This window comes from Streptomyces bungoensis (assembly GCF_001514215.1).
GTDB lineage: Bacteria > Actinomycetota > Actinomycetes > Streptomycetales > Streptomycetaceae > Streptomyces > Streptomyces bungoensis.
Genome location: NZ_KQ948864.1, coordinates 133687 through 148348 on the forward strand (window position 1 = coordinate 133687; position 14662 = coordinate 148348).

Annotated in this window: 15 protein-coding genes and 1 pseudogene; 8 read left to right on the top strand and 8 right to left on the bottom strand. The window is 70.4% G+C overall.

What is annotated here, in order from left to right; all coding sequences use genetic code 11:
• Window positions 1–23 precede the first annotated feature (23 nt).
• Both AQJ66_RS25235 and AQJ66_RS25240 read right to left on the bottom strand, forming a co-directional pair.
• Window positions 24–626, bottom strand: coding sequence for a cadmium resistance transporter (locus AQJ66_RS25235; RefSeq protein ID WP_061926562.1), 603 nt, complete (start codon window positions 624–626; stop codon window positions 24–26).
• A gap of 209 nt (window positions 627–835) precedes the next feature.
• On the bottom strand, window positions 836–1714 hold the full coding sequence (locus tag AQJ66_RS25240) for an NAD(P)H-binding protein (protein WP_425264306.1): 879 nt from the start codon (window positions 1712–1714) through the stop codon (window positions 836–838).
• A 63-nt stretch (window positions 1715–1777) separates the two neighbouring features.
• Here AQJ66_RS25240 and AQJ66_RS25245 point away from each other — a divergent pair, with 63 nt between their 5' ends.
• A complete protein-coding gene (locus AQJ66_RS25245; RefSeq protein WP_061926566.1) occupies window positions 1778–2374 on the top strand; it encodes a TetR/AcrR family transcriptional regulator in 597 nt (198 codons plus the stop codon).
• Between the two features lie 293 nt (window positions 2375–2667).
• A complete protein-coding gene (locus AQJ66_RS25250; protein WP_061926568.1) occupies window positions 2668–3309 on the top strand; it encodes a carbonic anhydrase in 642 nt (213 codons plus the stop codon).
• A gap of 27 nt (window positions 3310–3336) precedes the next feature.
• On the opposite strand, the pseudogene AQJ66_RS41135 reads toward AQJ66_RS25250, so the two are convergent.
• Window positions 3337–3417 (bottom strand): annotated as a pseudogene (locus AQJ66_RS41135) (L-threonylcarbamoyladenylate synthase); the annotation flags it as partial.
• A 393-nt stretch (window positions 3418–3810) separates the two neighbouring features.
• A complete protein-coding gene (locus tag AQJ66_RS25255; RefSeq protein WP_061926570.1) occupies window positions 3811–4656 on the bottom strand; it encodes an SDR family NAD(P)-dependent oxidoreductase in 846 nt (281 codons plus the stop codon).
• Between the two features lie 82 nt (window positions 4657–4738).
• On the opposite strand from AQJ66_RS25255, the gene AQJ66_RS25260 reads away from it, so the two are divergent.
• On the top strand, window positions 4739–5224 hold the full coding sequence (locus AQJ66_RS25260; RefSeq protein ID WP_061926572.1) for a MarR family winged helix-turn-helix transcriptional regulator: 486 nt from the start codon (window positions 4739–4741) through the stop codon (window positions 5222–5224).
• A 230-nt stretch (window positions 5225–5454) separates the two neighbouring features.
• The gene (locus tag AQJ66_RS25265) at window positions 5455–5946 is read left to right on the top strand and encodes a hemerythrin domain-containing protein (protein ID WP_061926573.1); all 492 of its coding nucleotides are present in this window, start codon (window positions 5455–5457) and stop codon (window positions 5944–5946) included.
• Window positions 5947–6288: 342 nt separating this feature from the next.
• Here the strand turns inward: AQJ66_RS25265 and AQJ66_RS25270 are convergent, their stop codons facing one another.
• Window positions 6289–6999 (bottom strand): HAD family hydrolase, encoded by a 711-nt coding sequence (locus tag AQJ66_RS25270; protein ID WP_061926575.1) that lies wholly within the window; start codon window positions 6997–6999, stop codon window positions 6289–6291.
• 395 nt (window positions 7000–7394) lie between these two features.
• On the opposite strand from AQJ66_RS25270, the gene AQJ66_RS25275 reads away from it, so the two are divergent.
• From AQJ66_RS25275 to AQJ66_RS25285, 3 genes are all read left to right on the top strand, one after another.
• On the top strand, window positions 7395–8024 hold the full coding sequence (locus AQJ66_RS25275; protein WP_061926577.1) for a ScbR family autoregulator-binding transcription factor: 630 nt from the start codon (window positions 7395–7397) through the stop codon (window positions 8022–8024).
• 251 nt (window positions 8025–8275) lie between these two features.
• Window positions 8276–9580: an ion channel protein gene (locus AQJ66_RS25280; protein ID WP_425264307.1), complete on the top strand. Its 1305-nt coding sequence runs from the start codon at window positions 8276–8278 to the stop codon at window positions 9578–9580.
• 456 nt (window positions 9581–10036) lie between these two features.
• Window positions 10037–10303, top strand: coding sequence for a hypothetical protein (locus tag AQJ66_RS25285; protein WP_061926668.1), 267 nt, complete (start codon window positions 10037–10039; stop codon window positions 10301–10303).
• A gap of 818 nt (window positions 10304–11121) precedes the next feature.
• Here the strand turns inward: AQJ66_RS25285 and AQJ66_RS25290 are convergent.
• Both AQJ66_RS25290 and AQJ66_RS25295 read right to left on the bottom strand, forming a co-directional pair.
• Window positions 11122–11490: a nuclear transport factor 2 family protein gene (locus tag AQJ66_RS25290; protein ID WP_061926582.1), complete on the bottom strand. Its 369-nt coding sequence runs from the start codon at window positions 11488–11490 to the stop codon at window positions 11122–11124.
• Window positions 11491–11753: 263 nt separating this feature from the next.
• Window positions 11754–12293 (bottom strand): DUF488 domain-containing protein, encoded by a 540-nt coding sequence (locus AQJ66_RS25295; protein WP_061926584.1) that lies wholly within the window; start codon window positions 12291–12293, stop codon window positions 11754–11756.
• 353 nt (window positions 12294–12646) lie between these two features.
• Between AQJ66_RS25295 and AQJ66_RS25300 the strand changes: the two genes are divergently transcribed.
• Window positions 12647–13255, top strand: a complete 609-nt coding sequence (locus tag AQJ66_RS25300; RefSeq protein WP_208611451.1) for a YdeI/OmpD-associated family protein — start codon at window positions 12647–12649, stop codon at window positions 13253–13255.
• 229 nt (window positions 13256–13484) lie between these two features.
• Here AQJ66_RS25300 and AQJ66_RS25305 read toward each other — a convergent pair whose 3' ends face one another.
• The gene (locus tag AQJ66_RS25305) at window positions 13485–14597 is read right to left on the bottom strand and encodes a substrate-binding domain-containing protein (RefSeq protein ID WP_061926587.1); all 1113 of its coding nucleotides are present in this window, start codon (window positions 14595–14597) and stop codon (window positions 13485–13487) included.
• Between the last annotated feature and the right edge of the window lie 65 nt (window positions 14598–14662).

The following is a 14662-nucleotide window of genomic DNA, read 5'->3' on the forward strand; positions in this document are numbered from 1 at the left end:
CGAGGCCGGGGGGCGGCCCGGGGTCACAGGCCGAAGGCGCCGCCCTCGATGAGGATGAGCAGGCCGATGGCGATCAGGACCAGGGGCAGCAGGACGTGGCCCCAGCGGGCGAGGGCCTTGGCGATGACGGGTCGGGTGGCGAAGAACTCGCCCGCGAGACACCACACGGCCACGAGCACAAGGAACACCACGGCGTACACGCTCATTCCGCCGTTGCCGGCGGTGGCGAGGACGGGCACGTAGACGCCGATGTTGTCGCCACCGTTGGCGAAGGTGACCGCTGCGACCTCCAGCGGGACCGGCCCGCCTTCCCGAGCCTGTTCCTCCTCGTCCCCGCTGCCGTCGCGGTGGTCCTTCCATGCCTGCCGGGCGGCCTTGAGGCCCAGGGCCAGGGGCAGCAGGCCGAGATAGGGGATGGCGGCCTCGGGCAGGAAGGTGGCGCCGAAGGCGGCGGCCACCGCTACGGCGAGGATCGCGGCGAAGCCCAGGTACTGCCCCAGCACGATGCGGCGGGTGGATCCGGGGTGACCGGCTCCCTGGGCGAAGAACAGCGCCAGGACCAGGATGTCGTCGATGTTGGTGACGGCGAACAAGCCGGCGGCCTGCCCGATGATGCCCAGATCCACGAGTAGCTGCTCTCCTCCGGCGCGGTTTGTCCCGGTGACGCTACCGGGAGCCCGTAACGCAGCGATCGTGGGCCAGGGTGGTGCTGTCCCCAGGGGGCGCTCCAGGACCTCGGTGCTGATCTGGGCGGCGAGCGCGGCGTTCGGGGGGCCGGGGCGACGGCGGGCTGGGGGCTGCTCGCGGCCGCGGGCGAGAGGGCGCGGCCGCGAGGTTACGAACCCTCCGTGAACGCGGTGGCGTGGTCGGCGGCCCACTGGCGAAACGTTCGCGGCGCCGTCCCGAGGATGTCCGCCACCGCAGTGGTGACGTACGCGGGCTGTCCGACCGCCGCACTCCACGCGGCGAGCAGCATGTCGACGACCGAGCTGGACGCCGTACCCTCCGACAGGCTCCGGAACTCGTCCGGCGTCATCTCCTCGAATGCGATCCGGCGCACCAGGGCTTCACCGATGACGTCCACCTGCGCGGCCTGGGTCAGCGATTCGGGGCCCGTGAGGACGTAGTCCCCTCCGGCGTATCCGTCCTGGTAGAGCGTCCGCGCCGCGACGGCTGCGACGTCGCGGTCGTCGACCGGTGCCGTCTCGGCAGCGCCATAAGGCCAACGGACGACCTTGCCCGTCCTGATCGCGGGCGCCCACCAGGCCAGCGAGTTCGACGCGAGCATCCCCGGCCGGATGATCGTCGACTCGAGTCCGGTGGCCGCGATGAGCCGCTCGATGTCGGCGTGCAGCGCCGCCACGGGATTGGGCTGCTGGAAGAAGGGGTGCGGCGTCCGGTGCGGGGAGGAGAGGAAGACGACCCGCCGCACGTGGGCTTCCAGTCGCTCGACGACTGCCGCGGTGGTCTGGGGCGGGGCGGTCCAGACGAGGAAGACCGAACCGGCGCCGTCCAGTGCCGGGTCGAGCGACTCGGGCACGGTGAGGTCGCCGGTGAAGACCTCGACCTTCGCCGGCAGCGTCGCCGCCGCCTCGGAGCGGCGGGCGAGGACGCGGACGCGCACGCCCGCATCGAGGAGTTGGTCGATGACGACGCGGCCGACTCGGCCCGTCGCCCCGGTCACGAGTACGGGAGGAACGTCCAGCTGATTCACGCGGCCCATCAAAACGTTACCCGGTTAAAAAAGCAACCTGGTTACAACTGTTACGGTGGTCAGGTGAGCGAGTCGACGGGACTGCGGGCCCGCAAGAAGGAGCGGACGCGTGACGCCATCGGCGACGCGGCCGTCTCGCTGTTCCTGGAGCGCGGCTTCGACCGCGTCTCGGTCAACGACGTCGCCGCGGCGGCCGAGATCTCCAAGCCGACCCTCTTCCGGTACTTCCCCACCAAGGAAGACCTGGTGCTGCACCGGTTCGCGGACCACCAGGGCGAGGCGGCACGCGTCGTACGCGACCGCAGGTCCGGCATCGAGCCGGTGACAGCGCTGCACCGGCACTTCCGGGCCGCCCTCGATCGGCACGACCCCGTCACCGGCCTCAACGATCATCCCGAGGTGGTGGCGTTCCACCGGCTGGTTTTCACCACACCGAGCCTGGCGGGACGACTCACGCAGTACCAACTCGACGACGAGGCGGCGCTGGCGGACGCCCTCGGCGACGGCATCCAGGCCCGCCTGCGCGCCGCCCAAGTACTCGCGGTCCAACGGGTGCTCGCCCGGACCAACTGGCAGAAGATCGCCGACGGCCGGACCGCCCACGACGTCCACCCCGAGGCCGTAGCCGATGCCGACCTGGCATTCGACCGGCTGCGGTGACAGGCGAACCCCGGTCGAACGAGCAGGCCAGGTGCACGCCGTGCCACGGGCCCAGTCAGGCCGCTCCCGCGGATGCCGGCGGCGACCGCCTCGTCGGAGACAGGCCGCCGGCATGGCCTTGATCACGGAAGGTGAGGGGCGCCGCCGGACAGCCGCTCCTCCCCCGCTTGGCCGGCCGGCGCAGCCTCGGAGGATCCCGACCGAGGGCGCTCACCCCGCCACCCCGGACATCGTCTTCCCACACGGCGGGACCAGGCGGTGCGTCGACTGGTTTCACCTCGTAGGCTTCCGCCATGACCGACTTCCACGCCCTGACGCCCCGCGACGCGTTCGAGCTGCTCATGGCCGGCAACAAGCGCTTCGTCTCCGGCGCCACGGAACACCCGAATCAGGACGCCGCCCGCCGCACCGAGACCGCACCGTCCCAGCAGCCTTTCGCCGTGCTGTTCGGGTGCTCCGACTCCCGGCTGGCCGCAGAGATCATCTTCGACCGCGGTCTGGGCGACCTGTTCGTGGTCCGCACCGCCGGGCATGTCGCTGGTACCGAAGTCCTCGGATCCATCGAATTCGGTGTGAGCGTCCTCAACGCGCCGCTGATCGTCGTCCTCGGCCACGACTCGTGCGGCGCCGTCGCCGCGGCTTGCTCCGCCCTGGAGAACGGGCAGACGCCGGGCGGCTTCGTCCGGGACGTCGTCGAACGGGTGACTCCGAGCGTGCTGGCAGCCCGCGCCGCCGGACGCGAGACGGCTGAGGAGATACTGGCCGAGCACATCGAGGCCACCGCAGACCTGCTGCTCGAACGCTCTCGCGTCCTCGCCGAGCGGGTGGCCGCCGGCCGCCTCGGGGTGGTGGGGCTGTCCTACCGGCTGACCGACGGAAGCGCACAGCTCGTCGCCGCCCGCGGCCTGGACGCGGTGGTCCCCACCGCGCCCTGACCGACCCCGCCGCGGCCGCTCAGGCGGAGGGCCGGGCCCCGCAGCCCGGCGAAGCCGGTTGGCGATCGCGAGACCCAGCCCCTCCCCCACCGGCAGGGACGCAACGATGAAGGGGCGGACGATGGCGGCCCGGTGCGCGTCGTTGACGGCTTCGTCGACGGGTGGCCAGGACCAGCGGTCGGCGTGTCCGCCTTCACCGTCCGCTGCCGGCCCTCGGGCTCGATCGCGACGGACAGGGCGCGCGTGCCTTGGCCACCCGGTGCGGACAGGGGATCGGCAGCGGCGCGCCTGCTTCCCGAGTTACGGGAGCCTGCGCCGCGCGCCTTCGCGCGGGAGTCGTCCGTCAGTCCCGCCGCCTACCGGCGTCGGCGACCGCCCGCCGCGAGCCGGCCGCGAGTGGTGTCCGGCGGACGGCGGCGGTGCGGACCACTCCACCCCGAGGACGACCCTTCGGCCGCCTCGATGGCCTCCGAAGGGTCGGACGTCGCCGTGCCACGCCGGTCAGGCGACCCAGGCCGCGGTGAGACCCTGGACCGCCGAGCCGTCCGGGTCGGCGAGCTTGGTGGCGACGAAGGCGCGGGCCCAGTCGGAGGTCTGGATCCGGAAGGCGGGCCGGTCGGCGTCCAGTGCCTCCATGACCGCTTCCGCCACTGCGGCCGGTGTCTGCGCGCTGCCTTCGCGGAACTGCTCGACGGTGCGGTCGATGTAGCGGCGCAGGGCGCCGGAGTAAGGGCCGGCGTCGATGCCGGCTTGCAGATCGATGCCGATGTTGTTCACGAACTCGGTGGCGGCGGCGCCGGGTTCCACGACCGACACGCTGACCCCCAGGGTGTCCGCCACGGGAGCCAGGCTCTCCATATAGCCTTCGACGGCGAACTTGGCGGCGCAGTAGGCCTCGTTGAACGGCTGGCCGATCACACCGCCGACGCTGGTGACCGTGATCAGACGGCCACCGGTGGCGCGCAGGTGGGGCAGGGCGGCCTTGGAGACGTTGAGGACGCCGAAGAAGTTGACCTCCATCACCTTGCGGACGTCTGCGATGCCGTCCCTCTCGAGGGTGCCGAGGTGCCCGGCGCCGGCATTGTTGACGACGGCGTCCAGACGGCCGTAGTCGCCGATCACGCCGTCGACGGCCGCGGCGACGGATACCTCGTCGGTCACGTCGAGCTGGCGGATGTCGAGTTCGACGCCCGCGTCGGAGGCGGCCTTCCTCAGCGCGTCGGTGCGAGTGGTGTCGCGGAGGGTGGCGACCGTACGCCAGCCTGCCCGGGCGGCGGCGACGGCAGCGGCAAGGCCTATGCCGGAGGACGTTCCGGTGATGAGGACGGTGCGCGGGGTGGTGGTCATGGTGGGCCTTCCAGGTTTATGTGCGTGCACACACAACATAGCTTCATGTGTGTGTGCACGCAACCTCTCCTATACTCGTGCCATGGCGAAGAAGCTGCAGCAGGCCGACATGCCGGCCACCGACTACGCCTTCTACGGGCTGGTGTGGGCGGGCACGGTGTTGACCGAACGTGTCGACCGCGCCCTCGTCAAGGCCCACGACCTCCCGGTGTCGTGGTTCGAGGTCATGCTCTGGTTGGCATCCAGCCCGGATCCCGTGCCCGCCTCCGTACTCGGCAACAGCACCATGCTCAGCCGCAGCCAGGTGTCCCGGGTCGTGGACGCCCTCCAGGCCAGAGGGCTGGTGACCCGTACCCCCTCGGCCCGCGACGCGCGCTCGGTCGAGGTCTCGCTCACCACGGACGGCCGCAAGGTCTTCGAGCAGGCCGACGCCACCCGCCGGGAGGTGCTGGCACCCGTCTTCACCGATCTGCTCGACGAGCACGACATCAACGCTCTGGGCAGGGCGTGGCACAAGCTCAAAGCCGAGAAGGCCGGTCAGGACCCGGCGCCCCGGTCCTCCCAGTAGGCCGCACCCCGGCGACGGCCACGGGGCCCTGGCGCGTCGGCCTCCGCCTCGTGGGACCGAGCCGGTGACGGGTGCCGGACGACGGGTGGCGAGGTCGCGGAGACACAGCGTCCGGGTGATCGCGGTCCGCCGAGGGATCGACGTGGCGGCGGACCCGGGAAGCCATTATCGCGGACGATGGGGGTAAGCGATCGTGACCCCAACCGTTCGCACGAAAGTGGTGCCCTGCCATGGCCGATACACAGGACGTCGTCGAGCTCATCCTCCAGGACCACCGACACATGGAAGACCTGTTCCGCCTGATGCGGAGCGTCGAGGCCGACCGGGCCGCCGCGCTCCGGGAGTTCGCCGACCTGCTGATCGCCCACGCGCTGGCCGAGGAGTCCGAGGTCTATCCCGCCCTGAAGAGGTACAAGAACATCGACGACGAAGAGGTCGAGCACGGCGAGCACGAGCACGACGAAGGCAACAAGGCCCTCCTGGACCTCCTGGAAGTGGAGGAGGTCGGCTCCGAGGAGTGGGACTCCAAGCTGGAGGAGCTGGTGGAGGCCGTCACCCACCACGCCGATGAGGAGGAGCGCACCATCCTCAACGGAGCGCGCGAGAACGTGGCCATGGAACGGCGAGAGGAACTGGGGGCGGCGTTCCGCGAGGAGCGTGAGCGTCAGCTCAAGGCAGGTTGCGGCTCGATCGACAACGTACGCAGCATCGTCAACTCCTGACCGCTGCCCCTCAGCCACGCCGTAGCCGGAGCACGTGCCCGGGCCCCGGGGGCCCAAGGTCCCGGGCCCGGCCTCACGGGCCGGCACTGCCGCGGTTCGTCCGGTCTCACCTCTTCGTCGGCGATCACTTGGCCCTCGACTTCGCCGCCACGGTGGCACGGCGCACCACCCGTCCCAGGGAACTGCTGGTCGAGCCCGCTCGAAGCGGAGCTGCGGAAGCAGAGCCAACGCCGGCGCCTGCCGCAGCCGAACTCGCGAGGACGAATCGGCACAGTCCGGTTTCCACTCCGGGGCGCCGTATCCCACCGTCAGTCGTACGACCACGATCGGTCCATGACCCGTCTACGGCTCCGGAGTCGGCTCAGAGCTGTCGAGGGACTGGGCCCAGATCAGCAGTTCGGGGGCGTGCAGCGCCGGTAACCACAGGTCGGCACGGGCGGCGCCGTCGCCCTGCGGCCGGGGGCCGACACCCACGACCCGCAGTCCGGCACGGCGGGCCGCTTCCACACCGGTCAGGGAGTCCTCGACGGCCAGGGCCCGGTGCGGGCGGACACCGCAGAGCCGGGCCGCCACGGTGTAGACGTCCGGGTACGGTTTCGGGCGCACGCCGTCGCCGGGGTCGGGGACGACGATGTGCTGGAATCGCGCGCGCAGTCCGGCCCGCTCCAGGCTGCCTTCCACCACTACCCTCGGGCAGTTGCTGGCCACGGCCAGCGGCAGCCGTTCGGAGAGCAGCCGGACGAGCCGGCTCGCGCCCGGCATCGTCACGGGGTCGTCGGTGACGAGCGCCAGGAAGTGGTCGAGAACCGCGGCCGTCAGGTCTTCCGTCAGTTCGGGTTTGTGCACCGACCGCGCCATCAGCCGGCCGCAGTCCTCGTAGTGCAGGCCTTTGGCCCGTTCCGCGAAAGCGGGCGGTGGCTGGAGCCCGTACTCCCGGAAGGCCCGGTTGCGGGCCTCCTGCCAGTGGCGTTCGCTGTCCATCAGTGTGCCGTCACAGTCGAAGACGACGGCTTCGGGCGCCCAGTCGAGCAGATCGTGGGTCGTGGTGGTCACAGGTCCTCCTATGTGTTCGCGCATGGCACGCAGAATTTCCGACTATCCGCAGAAAGCGAAAAGATAGTGACGGCTATGTTATTTCCAACCCGACAAATCGGGCAATAACTCTTTCCAGTGACGCGACGCCGCCAGGAATCGGGCGTACGGCCGTGCGGCGGTGACAGCGGGCGATCGGCGATCGGGGACGTCAACTGAGATGGAGGGCAGTCCAGTTGACACGTGGGCACCGGCCGTTCGCAGCCGAGGGTGAACCACGCCCACTACCACTCACCCGCGCTTCCTTTCGAAAAAGGGGCGTAATTACCGCACGAGTGTGACCGCTTTTGCTCCGGGCGCACGCTGGCGCACTAAATTCGTGACCGGCGGTACAACCGAGCGAGGGTAGACGGAACGTGCAGGAACGGGCGAAGGAAACCCGCAGATCACTGTTGGAAGCGGCTGCGCAGCTCTTCGCCGAACACGGTTACGCGGCCACCAGCGTCAACAACATAAGCGCCCGGTCGGGCCGGACCAGTGGCGCCGTCTACTTCCACTACGCCGGCAAGGAGGGCATCGCCGTGGCCGTCGTCCGGGACCGGTTCGCCGACTGGTCGCGGCTCGCCGCGCGCTACGCGGACGAGGCGGTACCCCCGGTCGAGCGGCTCGTCGCCCTCAGCTACGACATCGCCCATGCCCTCTCCGAGGAACCTGTGACGCGTGCCGGTGCCCGCCTGTGGGCCGAGCGCGCCACCATCAACGCTCCCCTGCCCGACCCGTTCGCGCTGTGGACCGCCGCCGCCACCCGACTGCTCGCGCAGGCCCGGCTCGCCGGCCAGCTGAACGCGCATGTCCGCCCGGCCCACACGGCCCGCGCACTGGTGCGTGCGTTCTTCGGCCTGTGCGCCCTCACCGAGGCACTGGAGAGTACGGCCGTCGTCATCGATCGGCTGACCGACTGGTGGCAGTTGACCCTGCCGTCCCTTCAGCCCCAGCACCAGCCCCAGCCCCAGCCCGTGCGCGAGGACCCGTCGACGGCACAGTGACGCCCGGCGATCCCGGGCACCCCGCACCGGTGACGGTCTTCTTGACCGGTGCCTTCGCCACGCTGCGAGGCATCCGGAGGCTCACGGAGGCAGGGCGGCACGACTGCCGCAGAGCTTCGGAGAACCGCATGCCCCGCAGCACGTCGGATCGCTCCCCGGCGAAGGGCCGTTCGACGACGGGATACGGCCCCCGGCGCGGAACGCCGTTGCATGCGAGGCATGCCGAGCCCGATGTGGTCGAGATGTCAGTCATGTCCGCTTATGGTGAGCGGGTGGTAGAGGATGCCGCGCGGCAGGCGCCGCCGGGAGGTGCGGCTCCGGCGCGGATGCTGCTGCGGCTCGTCCTGCCCGCCGCCGCCGTGGGCGTGGCCGCGAGCCTGGTCTTCGTGGGTGTGAGCGTGGCCGGGGAACAGCTCCAGCGGCTGCTGTGGGGGCCGCTGCCGGAGGCGCTGGGGGTGGGCCGGTACTCGGTGCTGTGGGTGTTCGTCGTGCTCGTGGCGACCGGGGTCGCCGTCGGGCTGATCGTCTGGAAGGTGCCCGGGCATGCCGGGCCCGACCCGGCCACCCTGGGCCTGAACGCCCCGGTCATGCCGCCGGCCGTCCTGCCGGGGCTGGTGCTGGCCACCGCTTCGATGCTGGCGGGCGGACCCAGTCTGGGCCCCGAGAACCCGGTCATCGCGGTGAACGTGGGCCTCGCGGCCTGGCTGGGCGGACGCTTCCTGCCCCGCGCGCAGGGGGCACTGTGGCCGGCGTTGGCGGAGTCGGCGACGATCGGGGCGCTGTTCGGCACGCCCGTGGCCGCAGCGCTGGTCATCTCCGAGGCGCTGGCCGGGCGGCCGATGCGGGGGCGGCTGTGGGACAACCTGTTCGCGCCGCTGACCGCGGCCGCGTGCGGGGCGGCGACGACCGAGCTGGTGTTCCATCCGAGCCTCGACCTCGGCCTGCCGCCCATGGGCCGTCCTCATGGCAAGGATCTGCTGGCCGCCGTGGTGATCGCCTCGGTGGCCGCGGTGCTCGGCATGTGCGCCGTGTACGCCTTCCCCCACGTCCACCGGGCGTTCGGGCGGCTGGGCCACCCGATGCTGGCCCTTCCGGCCGGCGGGGTCGTCCTGGGGGCGCTGGGGGCTCTGGGTGGACCTCTGACGCTGTTCAAGGGCCTGTCGGAGACCGCAGAGCTGGCGCACCATCCGGCGGGCTGGTCGGCCGGGCAGTTCGCGACGATGGCCGTCGTGAAACTGGCCGCGCTGCTGTTCGCCGCGTCCTGCGGTTTCCGTGGCGGCCGGATCTTCCCAGCCGTGTTCGTCGGCACCGCCCTGGGCCTGTGCGCCCATGCGCTCGTTCCGGCCGTCGACCCGACGCTGGGGGTGGTGACGGGCGTGCTGGGCATGCTGCTGGCGGTCACCCGGCAGGGCTGGGTGAGCCTGTTCACCGCCGCCGCCCTGGTGGCCTCGCCCGCCGTCATCACCGTCCTGTGCATCGCCTCGCTGCCGGCCTGGCTGCTCGTGACGGGGCGGCCGCAGATGCAGCTGCGCGAGGACGGCACCGCGATTCGCTGAACGGCCCGCCGGGCACCGCAGGCCGAGGGCGCGTCCACCACCCGGTTCCAACGCGTCCGCCGCCGCGGGGCCTTCCGTTCGGGGCGGCCGCCTGCCGGGCCGCCACCAGGCCCGATTCGCAGGCCGCGGTGACGGCCTGCGCACGATCTCGGGGCCGAGCTTGTCGCGATGGCGGTTCGCCGACGACTCGCGGGCGCGACCTGCTCAGTCCTGACGTAGGCGGAGATCAGCCGGGGCAGCGGTCCGGACGCTACGGCGGCTCGGGACAGCTACGGCGCCTCCGTCCGAACGGGCTGACCACGGCCCCTGCCGATGACAGGCACCCGGGTCAGCTGGACTGGCACGCTTCTTTCCGGCCAGTACTCGCGGGTAGCGATACGTGAGGCCGGCCCGAGGGGGATGATCGCGATTGTGTTCCGCGAAGACATGCCCGGCTGCGTGCGGTGGGAGATCTTGATGCACGAACGGTTCAGCGGCGTGTGGATCTGCAAAGACTTCGGGCGGGTTACGACCGGCGCGGATCCCACCGAGCTGGGCCGGGCGGTGCTCACCGCGTACCTCGTCGGCCGGCCCACCCGGGGGGAAACGTTCCGCGTCCTCGTCCGCGCGGACAACGGCAGCCAGTCGGTCATCACACCCGGCCAGCTCACCGACCCCGGCTGGAAAGCGGACCCGGCCATCTGCCGGGCACTGCCCGCCTACCTCCGCGATGCCCTCGCCTGACCCCTCACCGAATCCACCAGCACCATCGGGCCACTCCCCCGGCGGACTCCGCCGAGGAGGTGGCCCTGGACGGGTCTCGGTCATCGGTGGTGGGCTCCACCGGGCTCGGCGAGGCGTGGCGGCTGTCGCCGCTCCTCCTGGACGGTGCTGTCCGGCGGGTGCCGAGCTCGCGCGGCCGGGCTGTCGGGGCGGCCCCTACCAGGGCGCTCGGCAAAGGGCCGCCCCCAGCCCCGCCGCCATGTCACGGCAGAGCACGATCGACGGTATCCGGCGGCCTGCGGAAGCGCTGCCTCAAGGAGGCAGGTTCAGCGATCCGGGCGGCCCGACAGCGGTCGCAGCCACTCGGGCTCCACGCTGTTCCCAGGGGCGCGGGACGGGCTGCGGGGTCCCGGCCCGCAGGGGACGTGGGTCGCACCCTCGGGGTGGGTCGCGACGGCGACTCGGTCGCACACCCAGGAGGCGGCGTGACCTTCCCGCACCCTCAGGCGTTGAGCACGGCACGCGTGCAATCCCCCGGTGGACGCGTGCGCGGAGGAGGGGCCCGACCTTGCCTGCCCGGCTCACGGGCCCCTCCTGGCGCGCCGGGGAGCCCGCCAGGACTTTCCCCGGCCGTATCCCGACGTTCTCGACGGACGTGGCCGCGGTCAGCGAGCCGACCGTTTTCGCCTCGCGGCCCTCGTAGGGCGCGAAAGGCGATCCGAGGGGCGCGCCGCATGCGACGCGGTCAGTGCCTCGCGGGCATCACGGCCTCGAGGCACTGAGCTGTGCGGGGCCGGGCCTGCCCGGGCTTGCTGAGTCGGGGGCGCGGCTTGACGGTGTCAGGCTTGCGGGAGCCGGTCGAGGAAGCCGAGGACCGCGGTGATCCGGCCGTCCTCGGCCAGGGTGACCACGTCCGAGCCGGCGACCGGGGCCGAGCCGTCGGCGGTGGACACCAGCTCCCAGCTGAAGCGGGCGATGTCGTGGTGGCCGTCCACGTCACCGGCCAGCTTGAACTCGAAGCCGGGGAACTGCTCATGGGCCGCCTGGATGACCGCGGTGATCTGGTCGTGGCCGCGGACGTCCGCCAGCGGGTCCGTGTAGGTGCCGTCCTCGGACCACGCGGCGGCGACCGCCTTGGGGAGCGTGTCGGCGTCGGTGGCGTTCCACGCCTCGAAGTAGCGGGCGACGGCGGCAGCGTAGTTCGGCATGGCGGGACTCCCGTTCCTGTGTAGCGGCCTGTCCTTCAGGCCCGTTGGGCCGGGCCCCGGGCCGGAGTGCGCCGGCCCGGAACCCGATGGCTTCACCCTGCCGCGTCCGGCCCTGTCACGCGATTACCGCCCAGGTAATGACGTCTGACCCCACTGCAACGGTGTCGCGAGTCCCGCCCACCTCTCCGCCGCCGGTACGCCGGCGGTCACCGGTGCGGCCAGAAACACGAGGCCTTCACGATCGACCACCTCTCCTGGACGCTTCATGTCGTATCGGCGGCAGGGGGCGGGTAGGTCAGATGCCCGTCCTGGACGTGGGCGTGCCGGTTCAAGGTTGCCGGCTTTGCCGTCGTGGCCGAGACGATGTGCACTACCTCCGCGCCCGCGACGATCAGCGCGTCGGCGATCAGTCTGCGGTGACAGCGCCATGGAACCGCCTCGCTGCACATGATCACCGGCCGTCCGTGGCCGGCGAGTTCCAGCAACTCGGTCAGCCCTTCACTGAACTCATCGCTCGCCATGTAGTCGGCGTAGTCACGGAAGGCCTTGACCTCCCAAGCGCCGTTCGCACTCGGTACTCCCTTCGGGGTGTGCCGTCGGCCGCCGAGTTTCGGGATCCACCGGTAGTCGATATCAGGAGGCAGCTCCTCGGTGATCGCGGATTGATTCCATTGCGGGAACTTGCGCGATGAAGGGAACGAGCGAACGTCGACCAAGTGGGTTATCTCATTGTTGCGCAACATCGTCAACATCTCGTCGAAGTCGCGTGTCGAATGCCCCACCGTCCAGATGTGATTCGCCATTCTGCCGCCTCGATTGCATTGCCGTACTTTTTCCTGCCTGGGTGCGTGAAGACACCATTGACGAAGAGGATCCGCCATGGAGGAACTCCACCTTCTGCTCCGCTGAGCCACCGGTTGAGTAGACACCTCTGCCCGCATATAAACGGGGCGACTGATCGGGGTCGTCAAAGTTGAGCGGTGCAGAGGTGTCCGCGGGCTCGGCGGGTGGTGACTCAGCGTGTGCGTAGGCGTTGGTTGGCGGGGGCGGGGAAGCGCCGAACGCGTTGCGGGCGACGAGCTTGATCACGCGGTCGATCCCATCGCTCCTGGCGTTGCCCGCGGGCATCCCGATCCCGGGCCGTACCGAATGCCTCATGACAATCGGCCGAGTGTGGTTCGCTGCTGGGGTGACTCAGGAGTTGGAGATCGTCGCATTCGAATCCGCCGAGGCATTCCAGGCATGGCTCGGCGAGAACCACGCCGTCTCGCCCGGCATCTGGCTCAAGCTTCGCAAGAAGGGCCCCGGAAACCCCGCGCTGGACTACACCCAGGCGCTCGACGTGGCACTCTGCTACGGCTGGATCGACGGCCAGAAGGCAAAGTTCGACGACCAGTGGTGGCTCCAGCGGTTCACCCCCCGCAAGCCGCGCAGCAAGTGGTCCAAGGCCAACCGGGACAAGGTGGCCGCCCTGATCGAGCAGGGCCGGATGCATCCGCCGGGACAGGCCGAGGTCGACCGCGCCAAGGCGGACGGCCGCTGGGAAGCGGCCTACGACGGCGCGAAGACCGCCACGGTGCCGGACGACCTCACGGCTGCCCTGACCGCCGACCCGGCCGCGGCGGAGTTCTTCGAGACACTGGACCGGCAGAACCGCTACGCGATCCTGTACCGGATCCAAGACGCCAAGAAGGCCGAGACCCGGGCGCGCCGGATCGAAAAGTACGTAGCGATGCTGGCGAAGGGCGAGAAGCTGCACCCGTAGTCACGGCGAGGGACCGTGGCCGGGTGCTGCCCTGCACTCCCGGCGCGCCTGCGGCCACGGCAGCAGCCACCGACCGCAGTCGCTGAGCGTAACGAAACGTCAGGGGCCCTGAGCAGGCCCACCGCTCAGTCAGAAGGCCGTCGGTTGCTGTCCATCTCAGCCAGGCCCATGTGCCTGCACGTGCCCCGAAGGGTCGCCTTGCGCACGTGCAGGCACGGGCCGGAACTCCCTACTTGGTCAGAGGCGCCAGCTTCGGGTCGTTGGCGTACGCCTCGGCCGCGTTCTTCTTGGTCACGATGACGGGCGTCAGGAGGTAGGCGGGGACGACCTTGGAGCCGTTGTTGTACGACTTGGTGTCGTTGATCTTCGGCTTGTCGCCCTTCTGGAGGGCCTCGACCATGCCGATGGTCTCGGCGACGAGCTTGCGTGTGTCCTTGTTGATGGTCGAGTACTGCTCACCGGCCATGATCGACTTCACGGACTCGACCTCGGAGTCCTGACCCGTGACGACGGGGACCGGCTTGCCGGCGCCCTTCAGCGAGGTGATGATCGCGCGGGCGAGGGTGTCGTTCGGCGACAGGACGCCGTCGAGCTTTTTCGCCCCGCCGTAGGTGGAGGTCAGCAGCGAGTCCATCCGCTGCTGTGCGTTCTCGGCCTTCCAGCCCTGGATGGCGGTCTGCTTGATGTCCTTCTGACCGGAACCGACAACGATGTCACCCTTGTCGATGAGGGGCTTGAGCACGCTCATCGCGCCGTCGAAGAAGACCTTTGAGTTGTTGTCGTCCGGTGATCCGGAGAACAGCTCGATGGTCCACGGCCCCTTCGGCTTCTTCGCCTTCATGCCGTCGATGAGGGCCTGTCCCTGCAGCTTGCCGACCTTGAAGTTGTCGAACGCGACGTAGTAGTCGACGTCAGGGGTGTTGGTGATGAGCCGGTCGTAGGCGATGACGGCGGCGCCCGCCTGCTTCGCCTGCGCCACCTGGGTGGAGAGCTGCGAGGCGTCGGTCGCGCCCACGACGATCACCTTCGCCCCCTTGGTGATCATGGAGGAGATCTGCGCCTGCTGGTCCGCGACGGTGGTCGAGGCACCCGCGTACTGCACGTCCGCCTTGAAGCCCGCCTTCTTCAGGCCGTTGGTGAACAGGTCGCCGGCGAGCACCCAGTTCTCCGAGGTCTTCGCAGGCAGGGCGACACCGATGAGGGAATTCGATGCGAAGCCCTTGGCGGCGGCGCCGTCCTTGCCCGTCGAGCCCTCGCGGTCGTGGGAGCACGCCGTACCCAGTGCGGTGAGCAGGGCCATGGTGCCGACCGCGGCGATGCCCCTGGTGATGACTTTGCGCATGGTGAGTGATGCCCTTCTTGCGATGGTGCCGGAGAGTGGTACGCCGTGGAGTCGGCGCTGAGGAG